The 21,181-nt window shown below is 57.7% G+C and carries 22 protein-coding genes and 2 pseudogenes; 15 read left to right on the forward strand and 9 right to left on the reverse strand.

Annotation, left to right across the window (positions count from 1 at the left end):
• The first annotated feature begins 171 nt into the window (after nucleotides 1–171).
• Nucleotides 172–822, forward strand: a complete 651-nt coding sequence (locus tag RWK44_RS33795; protein ID WP_316030072.1) for a pyridoxamine 5'-phosphate oxidase family protein — start codon at nucleotides 172–174, stop codon at nucleotides 820–822.
• Between the two features lie 110 nt (nucleotides 823–932).
• Here RWK44_RS33795 and RWK44_RS33800 read toward each other — a convergent pair whose 3' ends face one another.
• The gene (locus tag RWK44_RS33800; RefSeq protein ID WP_316030073.1) at nucleotides 933–1,502 is read right to left on the reverse strand and encodes a pyridoxamine 5'-phosphate oxidase family protein; all 570 of its coding nucleotides are present in this window, start codon (nucleotides 1,500–1,502) and stop codon (nucleotides 933–935) included.
• 78 nt (nucleotides 1,503–1,580) lie between these two features.
• The gene (locus tag RWK44_RS33805) at nucleotides 1,581–2,285 is read right to left on the reverse strand and encodes an SDR family oxidoreductase (protein WP_316030074.1); all 705 of its coding nucleotides are present in this window, start codon (nucleotides 2,283–2,285) and stop codon (nucleotides 1,581–1,583) included.
• 116 nt (nucleotides 2,286–2,401) lie between these two features.
• On the opposite strand from RWK44_RS33805, the gene RWK44_RS33810 reads away from it, so the two are divergent.
• From RWK44_RS33810 to RWK44_RS33825, 4 genes are all read left to right on the forward strand, one after another.
• Nucleotides 2,402–3,289 carry a LysR substrate-binding domain-containing protein gene (locus RWK44_RS33810; protein ID WP_316030075.1) on the forward strand — a complete coding sequence of 296 codons (888 nt, stop codon included), beginning with the start codon at nucleotides 2,402–2,404 and terminating at the stop codon, nucleotides 3,287–3,289.
• Nucleotides 3,290–3,414: 125 nt separating this feature from the next.
• Nucleotides 3,415–3,657 (forward strand): hypothetical protein, encoded by a 243-nt coding sequence (locus tag RWK44_RS33815; RefSeq protein ID WP_168324064.1) that lies wholly within the window; start codon nucleotides 3,415–3,417, stop codon nucleotides 3,655–3,657.
• 230 nt (nucleotides 3,658–3,887) lie between these two features.
• Entirely contained in the window at nucleotides 3,888–4,337 is a 450-nt protein-coding gene (locus RWK44_RS33820) for a hypothetical protein (RefSeq protein ID WP_168324063.1), read from the forward strand.
• Entirely contained in the window at nucleotides 4,338–5,174 is an 837-nt protein-coding gene (locus RWK44_RS33825) for a hypothetical protein (protein ID WP_316030076.1), read from the forward strand. It begins immediately after the preceding gene.
• A 623-nt stretch (nucleotides 5,175–5,797) separates the two neighbouring features.
• On the opposite strand, the pseudogene RWK44_RS33830 reads toward RWK44_RS33825, so the two are convergent.
• Nucleotides 5,798–6,107 (reverse strand): annotated as a pseudogene (locus RWK44_RS33830) (kinase); the annotation flags it as partial.
• Nucleotides 6,108–6,307: 200 nt separating this feature from the next.
• Nucleotides 6,308–6,940, reverse strand: coding sequence for a TetR/AcrR family transcriptional regulator (locus RWK44_RS33835; protein WP_316030077.1), 633 nt, complete (start codon nucleotides 6,938–6,940; stop codon nucleotides 6,308–6,310).
• A 90-nt stretch (nucleotides 6,941–7,030) separates the two neighbouring features.
• On the opposite strand from RWK44_RS33835, the gene RWK44_RS33840 reads away from it, so the two are divergent.
• The gene (locus RWK44_RS33840) at nucleotides 7,031–7,837 is read left to right on the forward strand and encodes an alpha/beta fold hydrolase (RefSeq protein ID WP_316030078.1); all 807 of its coding nucleotides are present in this window, start codon (nucleotides 7,031–7,033) and stop codon (nucleotides 7,835–7,837) included.
• A 272-nt stretch (nucleotides 7,838–8,109) separates the two neighbouring features.
• Nucleotides 8,110–8,538, forward strand: a complete 429-nt coding sequence (locus RWK44_RS33845) for a GFA family protein (protein WP_316030079.1) — start codon at nucleotides 8,110–8,112, stop codon at nucleotides 8,536–8,538.
• A gap of 76 nt (nucleotides 8,539–8,614) precedes the next feature.
• On the opposite strand, the gene RWK44_RS33850 is transcribed toward RWK44_RS33845, so the two are convergent.
• On the reverse strand, nucleotides 8,615–9,487 hold the full coding sequence (locus RWK44_RS33850) for an SDR family oxidoreductase (protein ID WP_316030080.1): 873 nt from the start codon (nucleotides 9,485–9,487) through the stop codon (nucleotides 8,615–8,617).
• Nucleotides 9,488–9,613: 126 nt separating this feature from the next.
• Between RWK44_RS33850 and RWK44_RS33855 the strand changes: the two genes are divergently transcribed.
• A complete protein-coding gene (locus RWK44_RS33855) occupies nucleotides 9,614–10,258 on the forward strand; it encodes a TetR/AcrR family transcriptional regulator (protein ID WP_132610363.1) in 645 nt (214 codons plus the stop codon).
• Nucleotides 10,259–10,355: 97 nt separating this feature from the next.
• Here the strand turns inward: RWK44_RS33855 and RWK44_RS33860 are convergent, their stop codons facing one another.
• The gene (locus tag RWK44_RS33860; RefSeq protein WP_077975771.1) at nucleotides 10,356–10,739 is read right to left on the reverse strand and encodes a winged helix-turn-helix transcriptional regulator; all 384 of its coding nucleotides are present in this window, start codon (nucleotides 10,737–10,739) and stop codon (nucleotides 10,356–10,358) included.
• 135 nt (nucleotides 10,740–10,874) lie between these two features.
• Here RWK44_RS33860 and RWK44_RS33865 point away from each other — a divergent pair, with 135 nt between their 5' ends.
• Nucleotides 10,875–11,609 carry an NADPH-dependent F420 reductase gene (locus RWK44_RS33865; RefSeq protein ID WP_410056155.1) on the forward strand — a complete coding sequence of 245 codons (735 nt, stop codon included), beginning with the start codon at nucleotides 10,875–10,877 and terminating at the stop codon, nucleotides 11,607–11,609.
• A 209-nt stretch (nucleotides 11,610–11,818) separates the two neighbouring features.
• Here the strand turns inward: RWK44_RS33865 and RWK44_RS33870 are convergent, their stop codons facing one another.
• Complete coding sequence (locus RWK44_RS33870) at nucleotides 11,819–12,802, reverse strand: phosphotransferase enzyme family protein (protein ID WP_077975773.1); 984 nt, start codon at nucleotides 12,800–12,802, stop codon at nucleotides 11,819–11,821.
• Nucleotides 12,803–12,951: 149 nt separating this feature from the next.
• Between RWK44_RS33870 and RWK44_RS33875 the strand changes: the two genes are divergently transcribed.
• The 4 genes and pseudogenes from RWK44_RS33875 to RWK44_RS33890 all read left to right on the forward strand — a co-directional run bounded on the left by RWK44_RS33875 (nucleotide 12,952) and on the right by RWK44_RS33890 (nucleotide 16,685).
• Complete coding sequence (locus tag RWK44_RS33875; RefSeq protein ID WP_376776724.1) at nucleotides 12,952–13,389, forward strand: hypothetical protein; 438 nt, start codon at nucleotides 12,952–12,954, stop codon at nucleotides 13,387–13,389.
• Nucleotides 13,390–14,116: 727 nt separating this feature from the next.
• A pseudogene (locus RWK44_RS33880) lies at nucleotides 14,117–14,928 on the forward strand (sulfite exporter TauE/SafE family protein).
• A 99-nt stretch (nucleotides 14,929–15,027) separates the two neighbouring features.
• Nucleotides 15,028–15,771 carry an SDR family NAD(P)-dependent oxidoreductase gene (locus RWK44_RS33885; RefSeq protein WP_221977982.1) on the forward strand — a complete coding sequence of 248 codons (744 nt, stop codon included), beginning with the start codon at nucleotides 15,028–15,030 and terminating at the stop codon, nucleotides 15,769–15,771.
• On the forward strand, nucleotides 15,768–16,685 hold the full coding sequence (locus tag RWK44_RS33890; protein WP_316030081.1) for an RNA polymerase sigma factor: 918 nt from the start codon (nucleotides 15,768–15,770) through the stop codon (nucleotides 16,683–16,685). Before RWK44_RS33885 ends, RWK44_RS33890 begins: the two co-directional genes overlap by 4 nt.
• A gap of 224 nt (nucleotides 16,686–16,909) precedes the next feature.
• Here the strand turns inward: RWK44_RS33890 and RWK44_RS33895 are convergent, their stop codons facing one another.
• Together RWK44_RS33895 and RWK44_RS33900 are read right to left on the reverse strand one after the other, a co-directional pair.
• On the reverse strand, nucleotides 16,910–17,470 hold the full coding sequence (locus tag RWK44_RS33895) for a BA14K family protein (RefSeq protein WP_168283680.1): 561 nt from the start codon (nucleotides 17,468–17,470) through the stop codon (nucleotides 16,910–16,912).
• A 410-nt stretch (nucleotides 17,471–17,880) separates the two neighbouring features.
• On the reverse strand, nucleotides 17,881–18,012 hold the full coding sequence (locus RWK44_RS33900) for a hypothetical protein (RefSeq protein ID WP_316030082.1): 132 nt from the start codon (nucleotides 18,010–18,012) through the stop codon (nucleotides 17,881–17,883).
• Nucleotides 18,013–18,139: 127 nt separating this feature from the next.
• Between RWK44_RS33900 and RWK44_RS33905 the strand changes: the two genes are divergently transcribed.
• Complete coding sequence (locus RWK44_RS33905; RefSeq protein ID WP_316030083.1) at nucleotides 18,140–19,540, forward strand: DUF1254 domain-containing protein; 1,401 nt, start codon at nucleotides 18,140–18,142, stop codon at nucleotides 19,538–19,540.
• A 58-nt stretch (nucleotides 19,541–19,598) separates the two neighbouring features.
• Nucleotides 19,599–20,990 carry a DUF1254 domain-containing protein gene (locus tag RWK44_RS33910; protein WP_316030084.1) on the forward strand — a complete coding sequence of 464 codons (1,392 nt, stop codon included), beginning with the start codon at nucleotides 19,599–19,601 and terminating at the stop codon, nucleotides 20,988–20,990.
• The last annotated feature ends 191 nt before the right edge of the window (nucleotides 20,991–21,181 follow it).

Genomic DNA, 21,181 nt, shown 5'->3' on the forward strand with positions numbered 1-21,181 from the left:
GAGCTGCAATCCGATGGCTCGATCCCGCATTGATCCTGCATCTCAACTCATGTATATCCTCTGAGGTACGTACATCATATCCATGGCTTGAAGGCGGAGACGGGCGTTGCAAGGTCTGAATTCCAGACCTGCAGTTCGGCCATGCGATGAGAGGGATTTCGGGAGGGGATCATGACGGGTTTACAACTCAATCCAGATTTTGCCATCGCCGATGAACAGTCGCTTCGGGCGCTGTTCGAGCCGACCCATGCTCTGGCAATCGTGAAGTGTCAGAATTCGCTTGGCGAGCACGCGCAGGAATTCATTCGGCGCTCGCCATTCTTCTGCATCGGCACGCAGAGTTCGGAGGGAAGGGCCGACGTCAGTCCTCGCGGCGACCCTCCGGGCTTCGTCAAGGTTCTTGACGAGCGCACCCTGGCGATCCCGGATCGACCCGGCAACAATCGTCTGGATACCTTAAGCAACATCATCGCCAACCCGAATGTCGGGCTCTTGTTTCTTATCCCCGGTTTCGACGACACATTGCGCGTCAACGGGCGGGCAAGTCTGACCAATGATCCTCAACTGATGACGAGCATGAGCGTCGCCGATCGTCTGCCGAAACTCGCGATCATCGTCAACGTCAGCGAAGTCTTCATGCATTGCGCCAAGGCGTTCAGACGGTCCCGCCTGTGGAGCCCGGATCATTTCCAGGACCGCACGGAGATGCCCTCGCTGATAAAGATCATTCTGGATGAGACGACAGGGGCGCCGCGGGACGGGGATGAAATGCGCAAGATGGACGAAGACCTGGAACAAGCCTACCGAAGGACACTTTACTAGCTGCCCGGCGCCGGCCGAAGCGGGCGATGGCGACGCTCCAAGAAGGGTAGCCTCAGCCAGATGTGGCGGACGATCACAAAACGATGGGCGGTTTCGAAGTCATCAGGCGTTCAGGGATTGACCCAGCGGGAGGAGGTCAGCGCGCCCAGATGGTCGTAGGCAAAGACTGCGCGTCGGTTGTCGGCGTGGCACAGCTGGAACCAGTCCAGCGTCTCCGCCCGGAAGATCAGCACCCCGAAAAAGGCCTGTCCATCGGCGTCTGCGGCCTTACCCTCGCTTGCCGGCGGCTCGCCGATGTCGTCGCCCGGCGGCCCGCCCATATAGGTGCTGCGCGTCGATTGCGGCAGCAGGCTCCAGGCCTCGGCCGCGCACTCGCTCGCCGGCCCATTGAGTTCGGCCGATCCCTGCAGGCGAAGCTGCACTTTCGGCTGCGGGCCAAAGCCGAGGAGGGTGACCCGAGGATCGGCCGATATTTCCTGCCATTTCGGGCTTCTGACATCCGTATGGATTTCCAGGACGCGTCGCGCCACATCCACGCGCCGCAGCACCACCATGCGGGCTTGCGGCCGGCCGTAGGCGTCGACCGAACAGAGGTTCAGGTAGCGGAAGGCCGACTGCGGATCGGCGGCAGCGCCTTCCAGCTCGGCCCAGGCCGATGCATCGACCTCGGCGAGGGTCATTGTCTCGCCTCCGCCTTCTTCATCTCGCCGGCCTTGACGTTCCACATCGCTGTCTCCTTGGTATTGAGAGCGATCCTGTCAGACGGACCGGGTAAGGCCGCCGTCGATCCTGAGGCTCTGGCCGGTGATATAGCCTGCCCCTTCGGAAACGAGGAAGGAAATCGTCGCGGCCACTTCGGCGCTGGTGCCGTAGCGCTTCATCGGCACGCTGTCGCGGCGCTCCTCCGTCGCCGGCAGGCTGTCGATCCAGCCTGGCAGCACATTGTTGATGCGGATGCCGTCGCCCGCATAGGTATCGGCATAAATCTTGGTGTAGGCGGCAAGCCCGGCGCGGAAGACCGCCGAAGTCGGGAACATCGCCGATGGTTCGGACACCCAGGCAGTGGAGATATTGACGATTGCGCCCGACTTCTGCGCCTGCATGATCGGCGTGACCAGCCGAACCGACCGGATGACGTTCATCAGATAGACGTCGAGGCCGGTATGCCACTGTTCGTCGGTGACCTCGGTGATCGGCGCGCGCGGGCCGTGGCCGGCACTGTTGACAAGGACGTCGATCCGACCCCACTTTTCCATGCATGCGTCGACCAGGCGCTTGAGGTCGTCGTTGGACTGGTTCGAGCCGGTGACGCCGATGCCGCCGAGTTCGGTGGCAAGCGCCTCGCCCTTGCCTGACGAGGACAGGATGGCGATCTTGAAGCCATCGGCCGCCAGCCGCCTCGCGGCCTCCGCACCCATGCCACTGCCGCCAGCCGTGATGATCGCTACCTTTTCTACTGCCATCGTCGCTCTCCCTGCTCGATTTGCACCCATTGCCGGGCGTTGATCCCTGGAATACCATAGGCTTCGAGCGGGAACGAACCAGTTTTCGTGACATGTCCCAGTAGAAAAACTATCGAATGGCCATGCTGATCGGCAATCTTCCATCCCTCAACGGCCTCAAGGCCTTCGACGTGGCGGCGCGTCATCTGAACTTCCGGCTCGCGGCCGAAGAGCTCGGCGTCACCCAGGGAGCCGTCGCCCAGCACGTGCGCGGGCTTGAGGCGGAACTCGGGGTGACATTGTTCGAGCGCCTGCCGAAGTCGTTGGCGTTGACGGGCGAGGGGAGAAGCTACGTCGCCGACGTCCGGCGTGCCTTCGAACTGCTCGCAAACGCGACGGCGAACCTGAAGCCTCAGCCGGTCAAACTGGTGGTCAGCACGACACCGACCTTCGCCTCGAGATGGCTGATCCCGCGTCTTCCGGATTTCACCTCGAGGCATCCCGATCTCGATCTCCACATCCTGGCGACGGACCGCATTTCCAGCTTCCAGGCCGACGGCGTCGATCTCGCCGTCCGCTATGGCAGCCCTCCCTTCGGTCCCGGTCTCGCCGCCGAACTGCTATTCGAGCAGGAGATCATTGCCATCTGCAATCCGAGCCTCGTCGCCGAGGGAGCCGAGCCTCAGAACGCAGAAGAACTCTCGCACTACACGCTCCTTCACGATGCCCATAATTCCTGGCCCGAATATATCGATCGCTTCCTCGGCGGCGGCGATCCCTCGCTGTTTCGGGGCATCAGCTTCTCGCAGACATCGCACGCGATCGAAGCTGCCATCGCCGGACAGGGCATCGCCGTGGCAACCCGCGCTTTCGTCTCGACAGACATCGAGGCGGGCAGGCTGAGGCAGATCTTCGACGGCGCCCTCAGGGCGCGGTCGCACTTCTATCTGGTGAAGCCGCGATATCGGAAGTCCGGAGCGGTCGAAAAGCTTCAGGACTGGCTGCGGTCAAAGGTGCAGGCCTGATGGTCGGATTACGACACCTCTTCATCAAGTGGGACCATTTGACTTCTAGACCCGATCGCTCGGCAGATAAGACTTGTCGCCGCCCGAACCACCGTCCGCACGGCAGCTTTTAAAGGAGAGATTTATTGCGACAGCTCGGTTTGGTCATGATGCTGCTCGGCTTGGCTGGAACCGTGATCGGTTACCTCGGCTCGGTGTCGCCGTGGGCCTTGGATTTTAATCTTTGGCTCAATCCCAATTTTCTCCTGGAAGGTTCTTATCCGGAATGGGGATTTGTGTACTTGCTTGTGTGGTCCTTCGTTTTTTGGATTTTCGGCGCTCTTCTTCGCAACCCTCGGCCGTCGCGCAAGAGTGGGCGCAAGCTTTAACGAAACGATACCTCATCATCAAATGATGGGCAGCTATCGGCGCTTTCCGAAGTCGGTAGTCGTCCACTTTCGGCCCAAAGCCGATAATGAATGCCACCGCAGACTGATGATGGCATGTGCTCGATAGAGACCTTGAGAGTCCTGAGGTTGCCGCGTGCGGTCAGCTTGACTGCCTGCAGGAATTGCATAGTGATGGTGTGATTCAGGGATCGCGTTCAGGACGTTACACAATGACAATCGTGCACACTAAAGAAAATCTCATCAACACTATAGAAAAGAAAACTAAGGAAATTTGGGATGAGCACGAGAAACCTTGGCTGCTTTCGGACGTTGAGCCGTTTCTAAAAAGAGAGGGTTTCTCATATAAAGACCTGATCGCACCGTTGACTCTGAAGAAGTTTGCGGCCGGTTTGGACGGTAAGGTCAAAGTAGTGCAGCACTCGTCTCGAAGAGCGCGCGTTGGCATTATACCCGCAGACAAGACCTACTCGTTCGATGGAGAGATACCGGCTGCTACGACGACTCCTGACCGGGAAGTTTCTACAAGCCGCCCGCACTCGCGTAGCACCAAATATGCGGTTATTAATTTCCTGCATGCCATTTCTACACTCGACGAGGCAGACCTCGACAAGATTATCATTCCGACCAGTGTATTGGCTAAGCTTGTAAAAGATAAATAAATGACGTTTCACTTCCTGATCGTCACGACGTCCGAAGACGTCCACCGCCATGTCGGCGTTAAAAAGCTGAACATCATTCCAAAAGATGTCAGGGATAATTTCCCAGACCTCTTTAGCAGTTGCAACGTCGCTTCGATCATTATCGAGCCTGAGAAAAATGCCGTCTCGGTTCTCATCGATTATTTATCTCAAGATATTGATGGACGGACCGGCGTGCTGCTCCTTGTCGAAGATAGTCTTTCTTACGTGTCAAAAATATTAGGCACGGGTTTTTTTATCGCGTTCTATGATCCTGGGCTCGGTGGAAAAAATATCCAGAACTATTTTGGGATGGTGACACCAAAGCTGACAAAGGCGTTCGCATATTTTGCGAGAAAGTTCGACAACGAAACTTTCCGCAAAATGTGCATTCTTCCGATCAGGAATTTTAAATCTCAGGAGTTGGCCGACTTTAACAACATCTTCATCTCGGGAATTCAGCCGAAGGGCTTCGAGGATCAGGTCGACTCGTATTTCAAGAAAATGAGGCAACGGCAGAAGCCGAAAACGACAAGTAACCGAGATGATCAATATTATGTCGACGATAACGAGCGATATTTTTCTTACGGAAAAGAAGAGCACTCGTTACCGGAAACGAAGATGCCGCCTCACGAACATACATGCAGCTTGAACGCGTGGCTTAGGTTCGGAAAAAAATACGATCACGTCCGACACTTCAATGTATCCAACGAGACGGGCACAATCGGCGGTAATTTTTCGAATTGTCACGGCGAAGTGACGACAGTGAAAGGTGGCAGGAAACACGTGAACATGTTTCCGAACGACAATCTGCCATAAACGGCAACGGGGAGCGTACCGAGTACGTTCCCCGTTTAATCGATTGTCTATGTGGACTTTCACTTCACAGCTGCGGTAAAACCAGATCACGACCGATGGCCGCTGTTCCAGAGAACCGACACAGACACTTGGCGAAACGATACCTAAAAAGATAGGCTACATCATAACGCATGAAGTGACACTAGACATTATCATTTATGCGACGCACACTAAAAAATGTCAACGACATTCGCACGCGACGACAAACACGATGTCCTGTTGGGGACAACATAGTAACGACAGCGTAAATTTCAAGATCGCGATCGAACGCACAATGCGACGCGATAATTAATTGACCGTCGTCTGACCGTTGCAACGACAGAGATATAGCCACTGAGACCTGCCACGATGACCGCTGTTGGCGCATTCCGGAAGCGGCGATGGCTTGGCCTGACCGGAGTCGTGGGTATCGCCTTCAGTCGCGAAAATCGCGCCACGCTTCCTTCGCTGATATCCCTGACAAGTTCCCCTATATCGACCTTCTCGGGCGTTCCTTTACCCTGCCCCAGGAGTGGGCTAAGGTCGAAGCGATGGCTCACCTCCGGGTCTGCTACTCCGATCCTCCGGGCTGAGCAGAACTGAATTCAAAACAGTCGATCGACACATCGCTCGGTCTCCCACCGCCTGAGGAAATTTGCCTGCCTTGCAATCCAGCCGACAGTCTCGCTTCCCATTCCTGGGCCCGGCTGGCATATTCGCCATCAGCCAGATATGGCGGACGATCACGAAGCGGTGGGCGGCTTCGAAGTCATCTGGCGTGATCGGCCGGACGGCCCGATAGCCATCGACGAAGGCGTCCCACATGGCGTTCGACCTCCGTCCGAAGGATGTTTGCGCCCACAAAAACACCGACAAGTCGTAAGCGAGGTATCCCGGACCGCCGTCTTCAAGGTCGCTGCGGACCTCGGCGTCTTCCGGGACAGTTGCCAGTGGCCCTAGCTCTAAGCACCCGGTTGACGCGGGGCGCGCTTCTGGGCTCCTGCAGAGCGCGTGCGCAGACAACCGCGCTTATCGTTCCCGCACGATCTTCGGAGCGCCGTCCAAATCCGTGAGGTCAAGCTCGAGTTGATCTCGCTCACGTCAGTTGATCTCGCTCACGTCTTGTCCTCGGCAACGCGAAACAGAAGGCGGATATAGCGCTCCAAATGAGCGAGACTTTCGCGCGCCAACTCCGCATCATTTCCTGCTTTCGCAAGAACAAATCCTCCTTGAATTACCGTCTGCGTGTATCGAGCCAGGCTTTCGGCAGTCCAATCATCCATAATACCGCGTTCACTGCGGGCCAGTTCAATGTCGGCCTCTAACGTTGACGCATGACCGAATATGCTGGTTCCACACGCGTCGCGGATGCGAGGGAAGGTCATGTAGGTTTCTTGAACCATCGTTCCGACCAGACAGCTAGACTCTGCGACATCGTCGGTGATGATTGCTTTGCGAAAAGCGACATATGCAAGCACCCGATCCAGCGCATCGAGAGGATGATGATAGGGAGCAGCGGCGAACAAGTCCGAGGTGGTCCTCGCCCAAAATTCCGCAGCTGCAACTCCCAGAGCTTCCTTGCTGCCGAAGCTGTGGAAGAATGCCCCCTTAGTTACCGCAGCCGCCTTGCAAAGATCATCAACGCTGGCCGCGGCGAAGCCTTTGGTGCGAATAATGTCCTTTGCAGCTTCCAGGAGCCGGGTTCGAGCATCGCCCCGCTCGGGTGCGTGTTTGGTTGGTCTAGACATACGAATATTTATACCGTACGATCGGTATAAGTCAACGATGAAGCATCTATTCGCTGGCGGCGCATAGCTCTTAAAATACGGGGACGCGATATGAGTTTATATGACGACGATCTTAGCCAGTTTGCTGAGCATGGAGCCGCCCTTCCTGCCCCCGATCGCGAGGGTCGAGTAGAGCATGACGGGGCCTTGATCTGGTATGCATCATTTGGTAGCGGTCCTCCCATCATCCTCTTGCATGGCGGACTCGGCCACAGCGGCAACTGGGGAAATCAGGTTTCGGCATTGGCGGCGGCGGGCCACCGCGTGGTGACGATCGACAGTCGCGGGCACGGCCGCAGCACCCGCGACGACAGACCATATTCCTATGAATTCATGGCTTCTGACGTCGTGGCTGTGATGGACCACCTGTCCCTCGACAAGGCTACCCTCGTCGGCTGGAGTGACGGCGCCTGCGTCGCTCTGGTGCTTGCCTCCAAGGCACCAGCACGCGTGGCAGGCGTCTTCTTTTTTGCCTGCAACATGGATCCTGGTGGCACAAAGCAGATCGAACCGAGTCCGTTTCTCGATCGCTGCTTCAGCCGCCACAAGAAAGACTACGCCATGCTCTCCGCCACGCCAGGTGACTTCGACCAGTTTGTCGGCGCGGTGGGACTGATGATGCGAACCCAGCCAAACTATACCAAAGAGGACCTTGGCGCCATCAAAGTGCCGGTGGTCATCGCACTCGGCGAGCATGACGAATTTATCAAGCGAGAGCATGCCAACTACCTGGCTGACGCTATTCCGGGCGCCGAATTGATCATTTTGCCCGGCGTTAGTCACTTCGCGCCGTTACAGCGTCCGGACGAATTCAACGCGACGGCCCTCGCCTTTGTAGCCAAGGTTTCGGACCGATAACCACTAGAGCAATTCCAGCAAAAGTGCGGAGCGGTTTTGCGTCCGGAATTGCGTGAAAACAAAGAGATAGAGCATTTCCGTGATTCGGAGAAAAACGGAAATGCTCTAGTGGCGGCCGCGCGGAGTTACCGGCGTTGAGCCGTGTTGAATTGCGACGCGGCGAAACCGCGATCGATGGCGTTTGGCCAAGGCAGAAACCGGCGAGAAGTCTTTCGACGAAGTCTGGGGCAGGGCAGAAGCTCAACAGCGATGACGACGTGCGGAGAACCTAGATGAACGAGACCAACCGTAAGCGCCTGTTACTGGGCACCTGCCTGTGCAAAGCAGTCTGCTATCGGGTCACAGACGCGTTCATCTTCGCAGCAAACTGTCATTGCGCAGCTTGTCGTCGCACAACGGGGTCGGCGTTCAAGGCATTCGCCCGCATCCATGGCAACGAACTGACTATCGTTCGGGGTGAAAGCGAGATCTCCTCATTCGAAAAAGACCAGTTCAGCGATGAGCATTGCAAGACATGCGGCTCGCTGCTGTTTTCTCGCGTTGACGGAGGGTTCGTGCACGTCGCGATGGGGACGCTGGTCGATGCTCCGTCAATTTCACCGACGGACCACATGTTCGTCGGTTCGAAAGCGCCCTGGTTCACCATCACCGACGCATTGCCCCAGCACGAAGGGCACGTAACGCGGAAAGAAGCCGATTAGGCTCGAAATGTGGACCACCTGCCCGTCAACGGTTTGCTGCATACCAGTAGGACACGGTCCCGCCAACCGCAGAGTGTCAGATCATGCTCGACATGCCGAGCGAAGTGAGCAGGTCGTTCTGGATTGGGCTGACGGCCTCGTTCAACCGCTGGACACCGAGATCCATGCCTTCAGGCATGACGACCGTGCGCAATGGACGCCGTTCCGTGGCCTCGACCAACTGCGCAATGGCATCGGCCACACGTTGGGGCCGTGGCGGATTGGCCTCGTCGTGTCCGTCGTTGGCCTTGATCTGACCCGGTATCGCCGCAACCTCGCCGTAGGATGCAAGCACGGTCTGATCGGAGGGCTCCGGGCTCGATGAGATAAGGTTGCTCGGGAATGGCCCAGGCTCAACGATGACGGAGTCGATTCCGAAGCCCTTCAGTTCGTACCGATAGGCTTCGGCAAGCGCCTCGAGCGCGAACTTGCTCGCAGAATAGACGCCGAAGAACGGAAAAATCACACGCCCCATCAGGGATGTCACATGGACGAGAAGTCCGCTGCCGGCGGCACGCATGTGCGGCAGTACGGCGCGGTCGGCCCGTAGGGCGCCAAAGAAATTGACCGCAAATTGCCGTTCGACGTCCGCGACCGTATAGGCTTCCGTGACCCCGACGGCCATCGTTCCCGCGTTGTTGATCAGGGCATCGATTTTTCCGTGCTGCCTGATGACCTGCTCGATCGCGGAATTGACCGATGCCTCGTCGGCGACATCCATTTCAAGGACGTGCAATACATGCCCTTCAGCTTTCGCCGCCTCGATGAACTCGCTCCGGACCTTGGCATTTCTTCCTTCGACGTCTCGCATGGTCGCAACAACCGTATGACCCCGCCTTGCAAGCTCCAATACCGTGAGTTTCCCAAAACCACTGCTCGCGCCGGTCACAACAATGACTTTTCCGCTCATCTTAAGTCCTTTCTCTGAAATCCAAGGGGCGTTCCATCCTCATAGACAGACCTGTACGTATTTGCAATCTTTAAATTAACAGAATAGTCTGTATACCAGTGTAAGAAGAATCTGAGGTGGCGAAGGATGGAAACGCGCGGCATGCTTGAGTTCGTGGATGTGGAGGGGCAGCCGCTCAACGCCCTTGCCCCGCGAGAACGTATATTAAAGACGGCGTCGGACCTGTTTTACCGGTTCAGCATCCACTCAGTTGGGATAGACCGCATCATTGCCGAAAGCGGCGTGGCCAAGATGACGTTCTACAAGCACTTTCCATCAAAGGCAGACCTAATCGCTACCTATTTGCGTTACAAAACGGACACCTGGTTTCAGATGCTCGCAACCTCGACTGAAAGAGCCGGGCTGTCGCCGCTGGAGCGCGTCCTCGCCATCTTTGATGCGTTAGAGGAACCGTTCCGTGCGCCTTCCTTCCGCGGCTGTCCCTTCGTGAAAGGACTGGCCGAGTTCGGGCCGGAGGCTAACTCCCCAGACGTGCAGGCAACCATCGCCGCGTATTTTAAAGGCTTACATGGATTTGTTGCGTCACTCATCGAGCCTTTGCCATTAAGCAAACCCGAAAGAGCCGTGATCCAGATTCTGTCGCTCTTCCAGGGCGCGATGGTGATCGCACAATCGACGCGCGATCCTGCCATAGTGGAGGCAAACCGCGATGCAGCCAGGGTGTTGCTTGAGGATGCGTTGATCACGTCGCCTGAACCTGAATTTCGTTAAGCGGCGGGGTAGACGATCTCGGCCAGCGCGGCTCGACGCAGCGGCTCCTTTTGATCTGGCGATGCACAGCGGGCAGTCACGAAAATATTCTGGTCGCTTACGCCGGATCTTGCGACGCTGCGGCACGCGCATCACGACGCATGAACGCCCAGTCGATGAGTTCCGCCATGGATGGACCGAGTGCGATCCCCATATCACTCAGTGCATATTCAACCTTTGGCGGCACCTGTGGATAGACGGTTCTTGTCACGATACCATCCTTCTCCAACTCCTTGAGTTGCTGGATCAGCATCTTCTGGTTCACGCCCTCGACGCGCTTTTCGAGTTCCGAGAATCTTAGCGGACCCTTTGCGGCGAAGAGCTGGCAGATGATGACGATCTTCCACTTCCCTTCAAGGACCCGCAGAGCGTCCTGGGTTGCCGCCGCCCATACCATTCGCTGCTTCGGGTCGTCGCAGCGCCAGTCTCGTTCAACTGCCATACATACCTCTGGGTAGGTTACCCACCTTTTAGTCGGTTCTTGCCGTACCCGGTAGCTGATCCTATTCTTTGGAGCACAACAAGTCACGCTTCCGTTGGCGTGCGTTGAATCCAATATTCGCAGCAAGGAAATGATATGAAAATCGGGATTGTCGGCGCAGGGAACATCGGCGCGACACTTGCACGCAAGCTCGCGGCCGCAGATCACGAGGTCAAGCTTGCCAACTCAAAGGGTCCGGAATCCATCCGCGATCTCGCCGCGGAAGTCGGTGCGACGGCAACGACCAAGGAAGATGCCGTGACGGGGGTGGACATTGTGATCCTTTCCATCCCGTTTTCGGCTCATCGCGATCTTGCCAATTTATTCGCAAATGTTCCCGAGGACGTCGTTGTCGTAGACACGTCCAATTACTATCCGTTCCGTGACGGAGCGATCACCGATGTTGATGGTGGCAAACCGGAAGCGGTCTGGGCCAGCGAGCAGATCAACCGACCGATCATTAAAGCCTGGAATGCGGTGCTTTCTGCGACTCTCGCGGAAAAAGGCGTAGACAAGTCGCAACCCGGCCGCATCGCCCTTCCGGTAGCGGGTGATGACCTCGAAAAGAAGTCGATTGTTATGCAACTGGTAGAGGCGACGGGCTTCGACGCTCTCGATGCCGGGGGTCTCGCGACCTCATGGCGACAACAGCCAGGCACGCCTGCCTATTGCACGGAACTGTCTGCTGACGAGCTGCAAACGGCGCTCGAAAAAGCTGATCAGAACCGCTCGGCGGACAATCGCGAGGCCCTGATCAAGGTCTTCATGGAAAAAGGCGACAGTCTTACTCACAATGACATCATAGCCCTAAACCGCGCCGGGACCGCGTGAGCGAGAAGAAGATGAAGGTTGGTATCCTCGGACTAATTTCACGCCAACGGGGGCCGGTGGCCCCTAAGTGCTGATATCCCGACAGGTTCCCATATATCGACCTTCTCGGGCGTCCCATTATCTGCACCAGGCCAAGTGGGCGAAGGTCGAAGCGATCGCCGACTGCGCCGACGCACCGCCGATCCTCCGGCTGCCGAGCAGAGCTGAATTCAGAGCAGCCGATCGACACATCGTTCGGTCTCCCACGTCTTGAGGAAATTCGCCTGCCTGGCAATCCAGCCGACCGCCTCGCTTCCCCATTCCTGGGTCCGGCTGGCATATTCGCCCATCAGCCAAAAATGGCGGACGATCACGAAGCGGTGGGCGGCTTCGAAGTCATCGGGCGTGATCGGCCGGACGGCTCGATAGCCATCGACGAAAGCGTCCCACATGGCGGTCGACCTCCGGCCGAAGGATGTTTGCGCCCACAAAAACACCGAGAGGTCGTAAGCGAGGTACCCCGGACCGCCGTCGTCAAAGTCGAAAAAGACGGCTTCGCCGGCGTCGTTGATCCGCGCATTGGAGCCGTGACAGTCGCCATGGCAATACGTCCACGTCAAATCGGCGAAGGCTTCGATCGCCTTTGCGGTCCGCGCCGCGATGTCCTCAAGGTCGCTGCGGACGCCGGCGTCTTCCACGACGCCGCTATCGCATATGCGCGCGAGCGGCCGATGCAGCAAATGTTCGAGGTCGAGCCGATAGAGCGCTCCCTCCGGCTGGAATGTCTCGGCGGCGTTGTGCAGCAGAGCAAGGGTCTTGCCGTTGGCCCGCGCATCGCCGGCATCCGCCGTATCCGGCTTACGGCCCTCGATCGCCCGGAAGAGCACGGCCTGGCGCGGACCCTCCGGCGCATCTCCCTCAACGAACAAGCTGCCTTCGCGGGTCGGGATGGCTGCTGCGACCGGAACGTCCGATTGCGAAACATGCGCCAGGAACGCCGTTTCGGTCTTGACGTCGGCCGGACCACGAGCGCGACGATGGGAAAGCCGGAACACATAACGCTCGCCGCTGCTCGCAACGGCAAGATACACATCATTCAAGCCGCGTTGCAGCATCCGGCAGGAAACCGGCCCAGCAAGCGGATAATGCTGATCGATGAACTGTTCGATGGCCGCAATCTGCGGGGTCGAATAGAGCGGATTAAAGTCGAGCATGGGCGCTGTACCATCGGCTTTGCTGGCAGGCTGCTTCCGCGGTGAAAGACCATGAAGGCGGTGGCGGCCGCAGGCACCTACGATTGCAATAGGCTGCTGTTTGGATAAGGTGAATGGCGCTATTAATAAACCAAGAGATGAAAAACAAAATGCAGGCTTCGCGATTTTTGAAAGAAAACTCTCTTTCGATTTCTGTCCTTTCCATCATTTTCGGTCTGTCTGGATGTGTCACCACTCAAAACGGTGTGGCTATTTCTGCGGATCACAGTCGGGCTCTGAGTGGAGAGCGGACAAAGATGGGCCAGTCCTACAATTTGAATGAAGACTGCACGGCTGCAACAATAGCCAATATAAAATTGGTAGAAGCCCCGGCGCATGGCTCGGTTGAATTCGTCAAAGAGAATATTTATTCCAATTACAAGGATGGCATCCGCAATAAATGCAATTCCAGGAAATCTCCCGGCGTGTCGGAATACTATACTTCCAACAGCGGCTATTCTGGACGTGACATGTACAAGGTGAGGGTTTCCTACGGGGAGGGGACCATCAAGGACGTCACCGTCAACATCAATGTGATCAAGAATTAGCTAAGGCCAGCGATATCGATCCCGTCGATCATCGGCAAAGTCTGGGTCAGCTCCGTCGCCGGTGGAACGGGCGATACTGGACCCATGCCCATTCGTGTCGCCTGCAAGCTAGTCTAGGTTGATCGAAACAGCACGTTGTAGTTGGCATTGCTGCTGAAATGCGGATCGCGGTAGATCAGATCGACGCTTGCGGAAGCGACTTCCTCCCTACTGTAAATGGCGCACCCACCATAATGAGACTTCGTGTCGCCCTTTTCCGTAATCGAAATAATCCACCGGCAGACCAGCCGCGAGCTTAGCATCCGACATAGCCTTTCGTTCTGCCATGCATCCGTTATCAAGCATTGAAGCGACTTTTTCCGGATCTTTGTTTGAAACAAGATACGATTTTGTGGTCCGCTCCAAGCACTTGCCCAATGCACTCCCGGCTGACCCGACGCGGCGTATCTCTGGGGTGTTATAGGGTGAAGTTGTAGTGCACGACGCGAGAGCCGTGACGGCACTCAGAATAATGCCCTTAAATCGCAATGTTACCCCCGCTCAGATTGAAGTTTTACTGAGTCTCAGCGTTACCATCGCTACCACTGAAGCCCATGTTTCAACACCCGCAATCGAAGATCACGGTAGTCGTCCACTTTCGGCCCTAAGCCGACGTGGCACCCAAGCTTACTTTGGTGAATTCGATTATGTCAGTTGGGGATAGCGATATCTTCACCGGACTATATCGATGTCTCAGGATTTGCCCGCCTCGCCACCCAAGTCTCAAAATCTCCCCGTGGCCTTTGCCGGCGGGGGGATTATCGGTGCCCTCGGTGGGGTGATTGGGCTTGGAGGAGCGGAATTCCGGTTACCTCTCCTGATCGGTTTGTTCACTTTTGCGGCTCTTGAGGCGGTCATCCTCAACAAGGCCATGAGCCTGGTCGTTGTTGCCACTGCGCTCCCGTTCCGTGCTGCGACAGTGCCTTTCAGCACGATCGCCGAGAACTGGCCGATTGTCGTCAACCTGCTCGCTGGAAGCCTGCTCGGCGCATGATTTGGCGCGGGATGGGCAACCCGCCTGAAGTCGGAAACCCTCTACAAGGTGATTGCCGCCATGCTGGTCGCGATCGCCGTCGTCCTGGTCCTCGGCCACGATGCGACAGCCGGCCAGGCGCTTCTAACGGGCGTCGCCCAGATGATCGTAGGCGTGGTGTCGGGTTTCATCATCGGGATCGTCGCATCCCCGCTCGGCGTTGCGGGCGGAGAGCTGTTGATCCCGACGCTGGTCCTGCTTTTCGGGGCGGATATCAAGCTGGCCGGAAGCCTCTCCCTCGCCGTAAGCCTGCCCACGATGCTGGTCGGGTTCACCCGCTACAGCCGCGACCAGAATTTTTCGGTCCTTGGCCGCAACAAGACCTTGCTGCTGGTCATGGCGGGGGCTCGATCGTCGGCACCTTTGCCGGCGGCCTCTTGCTCGGCATCGTGCCGAACGCCTTCCTCCTGCCAGCCCTGGCCGCAATCCTGCTGATCTCAGCGATAAAGGTTTGGCGACACAGCTAACTCAATGACGAGCGTGAAAAATAGTGACTCTTTTCAGCTCGTTCGAACGTCCTTGTCGCGACTGCCTTTGCGCGGTTTGGATCGAATGAGGAAAACAACATGGATTTGGATGGAAAACGCATCGTTGTCGTCGGTGGTAGCCGCGGGTTGGGCTTCGGAATGGCCGAGGCGTTTGTAGCGCGCGCCGCTAAAGTGACCGTCGTGGCGCGCGACGCGACGACTTTGCAAGCGCTTGGAGAGCAACTGGCCGTCACGACTGTCGCTGCTGACGCGACCAGTGCCGATGCCGCAAAGAGGATCATGTCGGAGACAAGACCTGATGTCGTCATCATGAACGCCGGCGCGGAACCGCCCATGGAACGGATCGACCGTGTTGGCTGGGAGGCGTTCACGACCAACTGGAACGTGGATGTGAAGGCCGCCCTCCATTGGGTGCAGGCCGCTCTGACCTTGCCGATGGCGCCGGGCGGGCTGGTCGTTCTCGTTTCCAGCGGAGCCGCGGTGCAGGGCTCGCCGCTGTCGGGAGGCTATGCAGGAGCAAAACGGGCGCAGTGGTTCATTGCAAAATATGCCGAGGGCTTGTCGACGCAGCTCGGCCTCCGCCTGCGTTTCCGGGTCATTGTTCCCCGGCAGATGTTCGCAGGAACCGGCGTGGGCAACGCCGGAATCTCCGGCTATGCTGCGGCGGCGGGCCGGACATTCGCCGAACAGGCCGCCACCTGGCCGGACATGACACCGCGCGGCTTTGGCGATACTGTAGCCGAACTGATCGGTAAGACGGCACTGGAAGAGGCCATGATCTACGCCGTGCGTGGAGATACGGGCGTGACGGTCATCGAATGATGGATGAAGCTGCCCTCGAAGCAGAAGCGAAGAACGCACTCTACGCGGCGCTGGCCAAGGAGGCGGATGCAGTTCGCCCGGAACTGCATCGCTATGCCGCGCGATTGGTCGGCTCGGTGATCGACGGCGAGGACGTGATACAGGACGCGTTGGTCAGTGCGTTCGCGACGGTCGGTTCGATCTCGTCCGGCACGCCGCTGCGACCCTGGCTGTTTCGCATCGTTCACAATCGCGCCATCGATGCGCTGCGCCAGCGAAGTACCCGCCGGTCGGAGCCGCTGGAGACGGCCTTTGATCTGGCTGATGTCACTGCTGTCGATCCGGAGGATGCGTTGATAAGGCAGGACACGGTGCGGATCGCCCTGGCTCACTATGCCAAATTGCCGGTGCCGCAGCGTAGCGCGGTGATCCTCAAGGATGTGCTCGGAGAGCCGATCGCAGACATCGCCGCGCTATTGGGCCTGAGTATCGATGCTGTCAAAGCCCATCTCTCGCGTGGTCGGGCAGGATTGCGATCCATCTCCGCTAGAGAGTCCGAAGTTCCGCAGCCCCCAAGTGCCGAGGTTCTGAATTTCGCAGCGCTCTTCAACGCGAGGGATTGGACGGCCCTGCGCAGCCTGCTTGCCGAGGATGTTCAGCTTCGTCAGGCACGACGGCCGCAGGTCTCCGGTGCGGCCAACGTTGGCCGGTTCTTTTCCTATTATGCGGACTATCCGCGGGTTTGGATCGAACCGGCTTCTCTGGAGGGCAGGGAAATATTGCTGGTCTCGGCTGCGCCGTCCGCTGCTCCTGCATATTTCATGCTGCTTGAATGGAGGGATCAAAAGATAACACTGATCCGCGACCACCGATATGCGACCTACGTCATGGAGGACGCGGCTGTGGCGCGGGCCGCATCGCAACGCGGCTACTAGGCCTGGCCTGGCGCTCTCACCGCTCGTGTCGGCGCCCGGAGTCGTGTCAAAGCAATGCGATGGCCGCTTTCGGCCCGAGGCAACAACTGCCTTTATGACCGTCAAGGGGCGCATTCCGGAAGCGGCAATGGCTTGGCCTGACCGGAACCGTGGGTATCGCCTTCAGTTCCGAAAATCGCGCCACGCTTCAACGGCGAGCGTACAGGCATGCGCGCCCGCAATCATCAGTAGGGCGAGATGCACGCCCGTCGCGGACCGTAGTAGGGCTGGAACGTGTTGTCGTAAGCCCTGTAGGACCGGTAGCGCGCATAACACCAGCGCGTATGTCCGTTGCCGCCACTATAGACCTGGCGGTAATCGCGCGGCGCGTAGTAGCGCGGGCGGTAAGGCGCGTAGTAGCGCGGACGGTAAATGGTCGACCCGTAGTAGCGCGGCGGACCGTAATAGGGCGATCCGTAGTAGCCCCGGTCGTAGTAGCCCTGACCGTAGTAGCCCCCACCGTAGCTCGGGCCATAATACCGCGGCTGCGCCAGCATTCCGCCGATGATCGCGCCGGTGGCGAGCCCGCCGAGTGCCCAGGCCCAATCGTCGCCACCATGGCGGTATCCACGCCCGCGATAGCCTCGATAACCGCCTCGGTACCCACCGCGATAATTTCTGTACTGGACCGGCTGCGCCTTGGCGGCTTCGATCTTCGGAACGGCAATGGTGGGAAACGCCACGGCCTGCGAGACGCTCGTCAGCGCCGTCACCAGCGACAGGATAACGATTGCTAACCTTTTCATTGGCTCATCTTTCCTTCGTAAGCGCTGCGCGACGCATACGGCGCGCAAGGACGTTTCCGCCCTCTCGATGCACTGGTTAATTTTACTCTAAAATCGCATGGGATTCGAGGAATTATGTAGGAGAGCTTTTCTTCAACGGCGGGGTCGCGGCGAAAGCACGCGCTCACCCTTCGTCATATCCGTATTAGCCGCGCCGCGCTCCATGAATCATGTGCCGCGGGGCTCATCCATGAGGCCGGCAAAGCGCGGCTCATGGGGTGCCGCCTCTGATCTCGGCCGCCTATCGGCGAAATATCGGGGACTTTTCGGACAGAGTCCCAGCACGACCCTTGCGCTTACACTTCAACGTCGATGGGCCGATTCGTCCCTTTGAGCAAATTTGCACTGATCACGTAGACGATGCTCCTGGGTCATCCCAGAATGCCTATCTCGACACGTTTATCAAGAATGACGCGCCAGGTATTCCCGTTTTCGTTGCGCGCCCTAAAATACTGCGAACAGTGAACAGGTGCGCCAACCGAGAAGGTGACGGCCTGGGCCATATGGCCTGCTCCACAACCACAGGAGATTTCGATGCGAAGATTCCCTGCCAGGACGCTTGCCGCCTCGCTGTTTTGCACCACGGCCCTTGCATCGGCCGCCTGTGCTCAAGCTAGTCTCGAAGATGCCATGCTTCACGGTGACGAGACGATCCAGACACCGATGGGCGACATCGAGCTTCAGGACAACTATTTCGACAACGGCGCGTCGAAGCGGCTGTATGACGAAATGGACTACCAGCGGGCGTCGCAAGCCTATATCTGGAGCACCCCCTTGGTCAGCGTCACCACTTGGCGTGATAACCAAGGGAAGGCCTACGGGGTCAAAAACGATACCGACTTCGTGGTGTTGGAGTCATTGAAGGAAAAACGCGGCATCGTCACGGCGAACCTAACGACGCCCTACATCTTCAACTTCAGCAATCTCAAGGACGGCGCGCTCCAAATCGACTATCCGGCAGGCCAGACGGCCGGTGGCGTGCTCGACTTCTGGCAGAGGCCGGTCTTCGACCTTGGGCTTACCGGACCTGATCAAGGCAAAGGCGCTAGCTACATAATCGTCGGCCCGGAGGACGATCCGGCGAAATACAGGAAAGACGGAGTGCATGTCTTCCAGAGCGCCACAAACAACGTCTTCATTGGAATCCGAATTCTTGATTCCGACCCGGCTTTCTACGAAAAATACACGTCAGAATACAAAATGGGCCGCGTCGGCAGCGAGTTGAAGCCGTGCAATTTCCTCAGGGGAAAGGACGTCGAGTGGAGCGCGACCGCGCCCCGCGGTCTCGATTATTGGAAGAACCTGTCAGAGATCATCCAGGAAGAACCTGTCCGTGAGATCGACAAGCCTTGGATGGCGATGCTCGAGCCGCTCGGTATTGCGAAGGGGAAGGAGTTTGCCCCGGACGAGCGCTTGCAGCAGGTCCTGAAGAAGGGCGCGGCCATGGGCGAACTCATGACCCGCAACCTGCAGGTAAACCCACGTTATGCCGAAGTATGGTGGGAAGGCACGAACTGGTACAAAAGTTTCGATTTCGACCTCCCGCAGGAGACGGAGATAATCCAGCAGATCGACCCTCGTGCCACTTGGTTCTATGAGGCGGTGGCCTCGACCAAAGGTATGGTCAACCCAACCCCGGGCGCTGGGCAAGTCTATATGACCACGAAGCGCGATTCGAACGGCGACACGCTGCGCGCCGACAGGACCTACAAGCTGCATGTTCCGGCCAAGGTTCCGGTCGGCCAGTTCTGGTCACTGACTCTTTACAGCGAAAACACCCGCCGCGCGTATGACAATGGCGGTACCGAACTTCGGAGCGCTAACCTCGACAGCCGGATGAAGGAGCTGAAGTACAACGAGGACGGCAGCGTCGATCTCTTCATCGGGCCTGATGCCCCGGCTGGCTTCGAAACGAACCACATGAAGACCGTCGGCGACGATGGCTGGTTCGTCTACTTCCGCCTCTATGCGCCGGAACAGGGCTTCTTCGACAAGAGCTTCAAACTGACGGATTTCGAGCTGGTCAATTAAGCGTTCGAACTATGGCGTTTGAACGCTCAACAAGAAGTCAGTATGGATGGAGGATGGAATGCCATTCAAGAAAATCGCAGCTACCGTCAACATTTGTCTTTTGGCCGGCTTGCTTGCCGTTGGCCTCATCACCAAGGTGGGCGCGCAGACCGTCACGCCAGAGGACGCCCGCGCCATCGCGAAGGATGCTTACATCTTCGCCTATCCGCTAGCGATGCAATATCACACGCTATACATTCAGGCCATCGACGCCGAGGCGAACGAATACGTCGGTGGTTTCGGCACATACCGCCACTACGGTATGTCGACTCCCGACAACAAGGACATAGTCACGCCAAACAACGACACGCCCTATTCCTGGGCCCAACTGGACCTTCGCGCCGAACCTTGGGTACTTACCCTTCCAAAAACGGACGGCCGTTATCTTACGACTGAATGGATGGATTTGTGGCATTTCGTGCTCGACAACCCAGGGACGGTCAAGGACGGTGACGCTGGCGGTAATTACTTACTTATTTCGCCCCGATGGGGTGGGACTGCCCCTTCCGGTATCAAGCGGGTGATCCGCGGAGAGTCCGACTTCATTGGAACGCTGACCCGCACCGGTGTCTCGGGCCCGGAAGATGTACCCAATCTGGAAAAAACCCAGCAGGGTATCAGGCTTCAGCCCTTGTCCGCCTATCTTGGTCAGTCTGCGCCACCCCAGGCACCTGCACTCAACTTTCCGAATTGGGTTCAGGGCGTAGAAAACACGCCGGATATCTTTCGCTACGTGAATTTCATGTTGCCGTTTACCGTTCCGCACGAGACGGACAAACCCACCTTGGATATGATCGCCAAGATCGGCATTGCGCCCGGTGAACCTTGGGAGCTTACGCGGATGAATCCGGAATTGCGCAAGGCCATCGAAAACGGTGTCGCCGACGGTCAGAAGGCAATTGCAGAGAACGTTCAAAAAACGGTCGACTCCTCGAAGCTCTTTTATACACGCGAGACATTCGACGGCGATTATCTCAACCGCACGACTGGCGTGGTGATGGGCCAGTGGGGCAACCTTTCGGAGCAGGCGGTCTACCAGACCTGGGCTGCGGATTCTGATGGCCAGCCGCTGGATACGAGCAAGAACAACTACACGGTGACGTTCCTGCCCGGCGGGCTGCCGCAAGCGAAATACTTCTGGTCAATCACAATGTACAATCTGCCCGAGCGTCTGCTCGTGCCAAACCCGCTGAAAAGATATTCGATCGGCAGCCAGACGCCGGGCTTGAAGACCGCCGCCGATGGGTCCGTGACCATCTACATTCAGAAGGATTCGCCCGGTCCTGATAGAGAATCCAACTGGCTGCCAGCGCCCGACGCTCCGTTCTTTGCGGTACAGCGGGTCTACGGTCCCGGTGAAGCCGAGCGCACGGCACAATGGAAGGCACCCGCTATGGTTCGCGCGAAATAGTTGCCAATCGGTAGCAAGGAATGGGATCGTTTGTTCTAATGTCCGCTTCAGCCAACTGTTTTTCGAAAGCAGCCGTTCGGTCATGGCGGCAATCTTCGAGACTGCTTAGAGCATGTTAGCAAGGGCGACAGGAAACCCGTTACGCTGTAATGCGCCCTCATGTCGGTCGTTAAAGCTAGATCGTCCGGCTT

Origin of the sequence: Rhizobium sp. 25PS6 (genome assembly GCF_032464655.1) — a bacterium.
Lineage (GTDB): Bacteria > Pseudomonadota > Alphaproteobacteria > Rhizobiales > Rhizobiaceae > Rhizobium > Rhizobium laguerreae.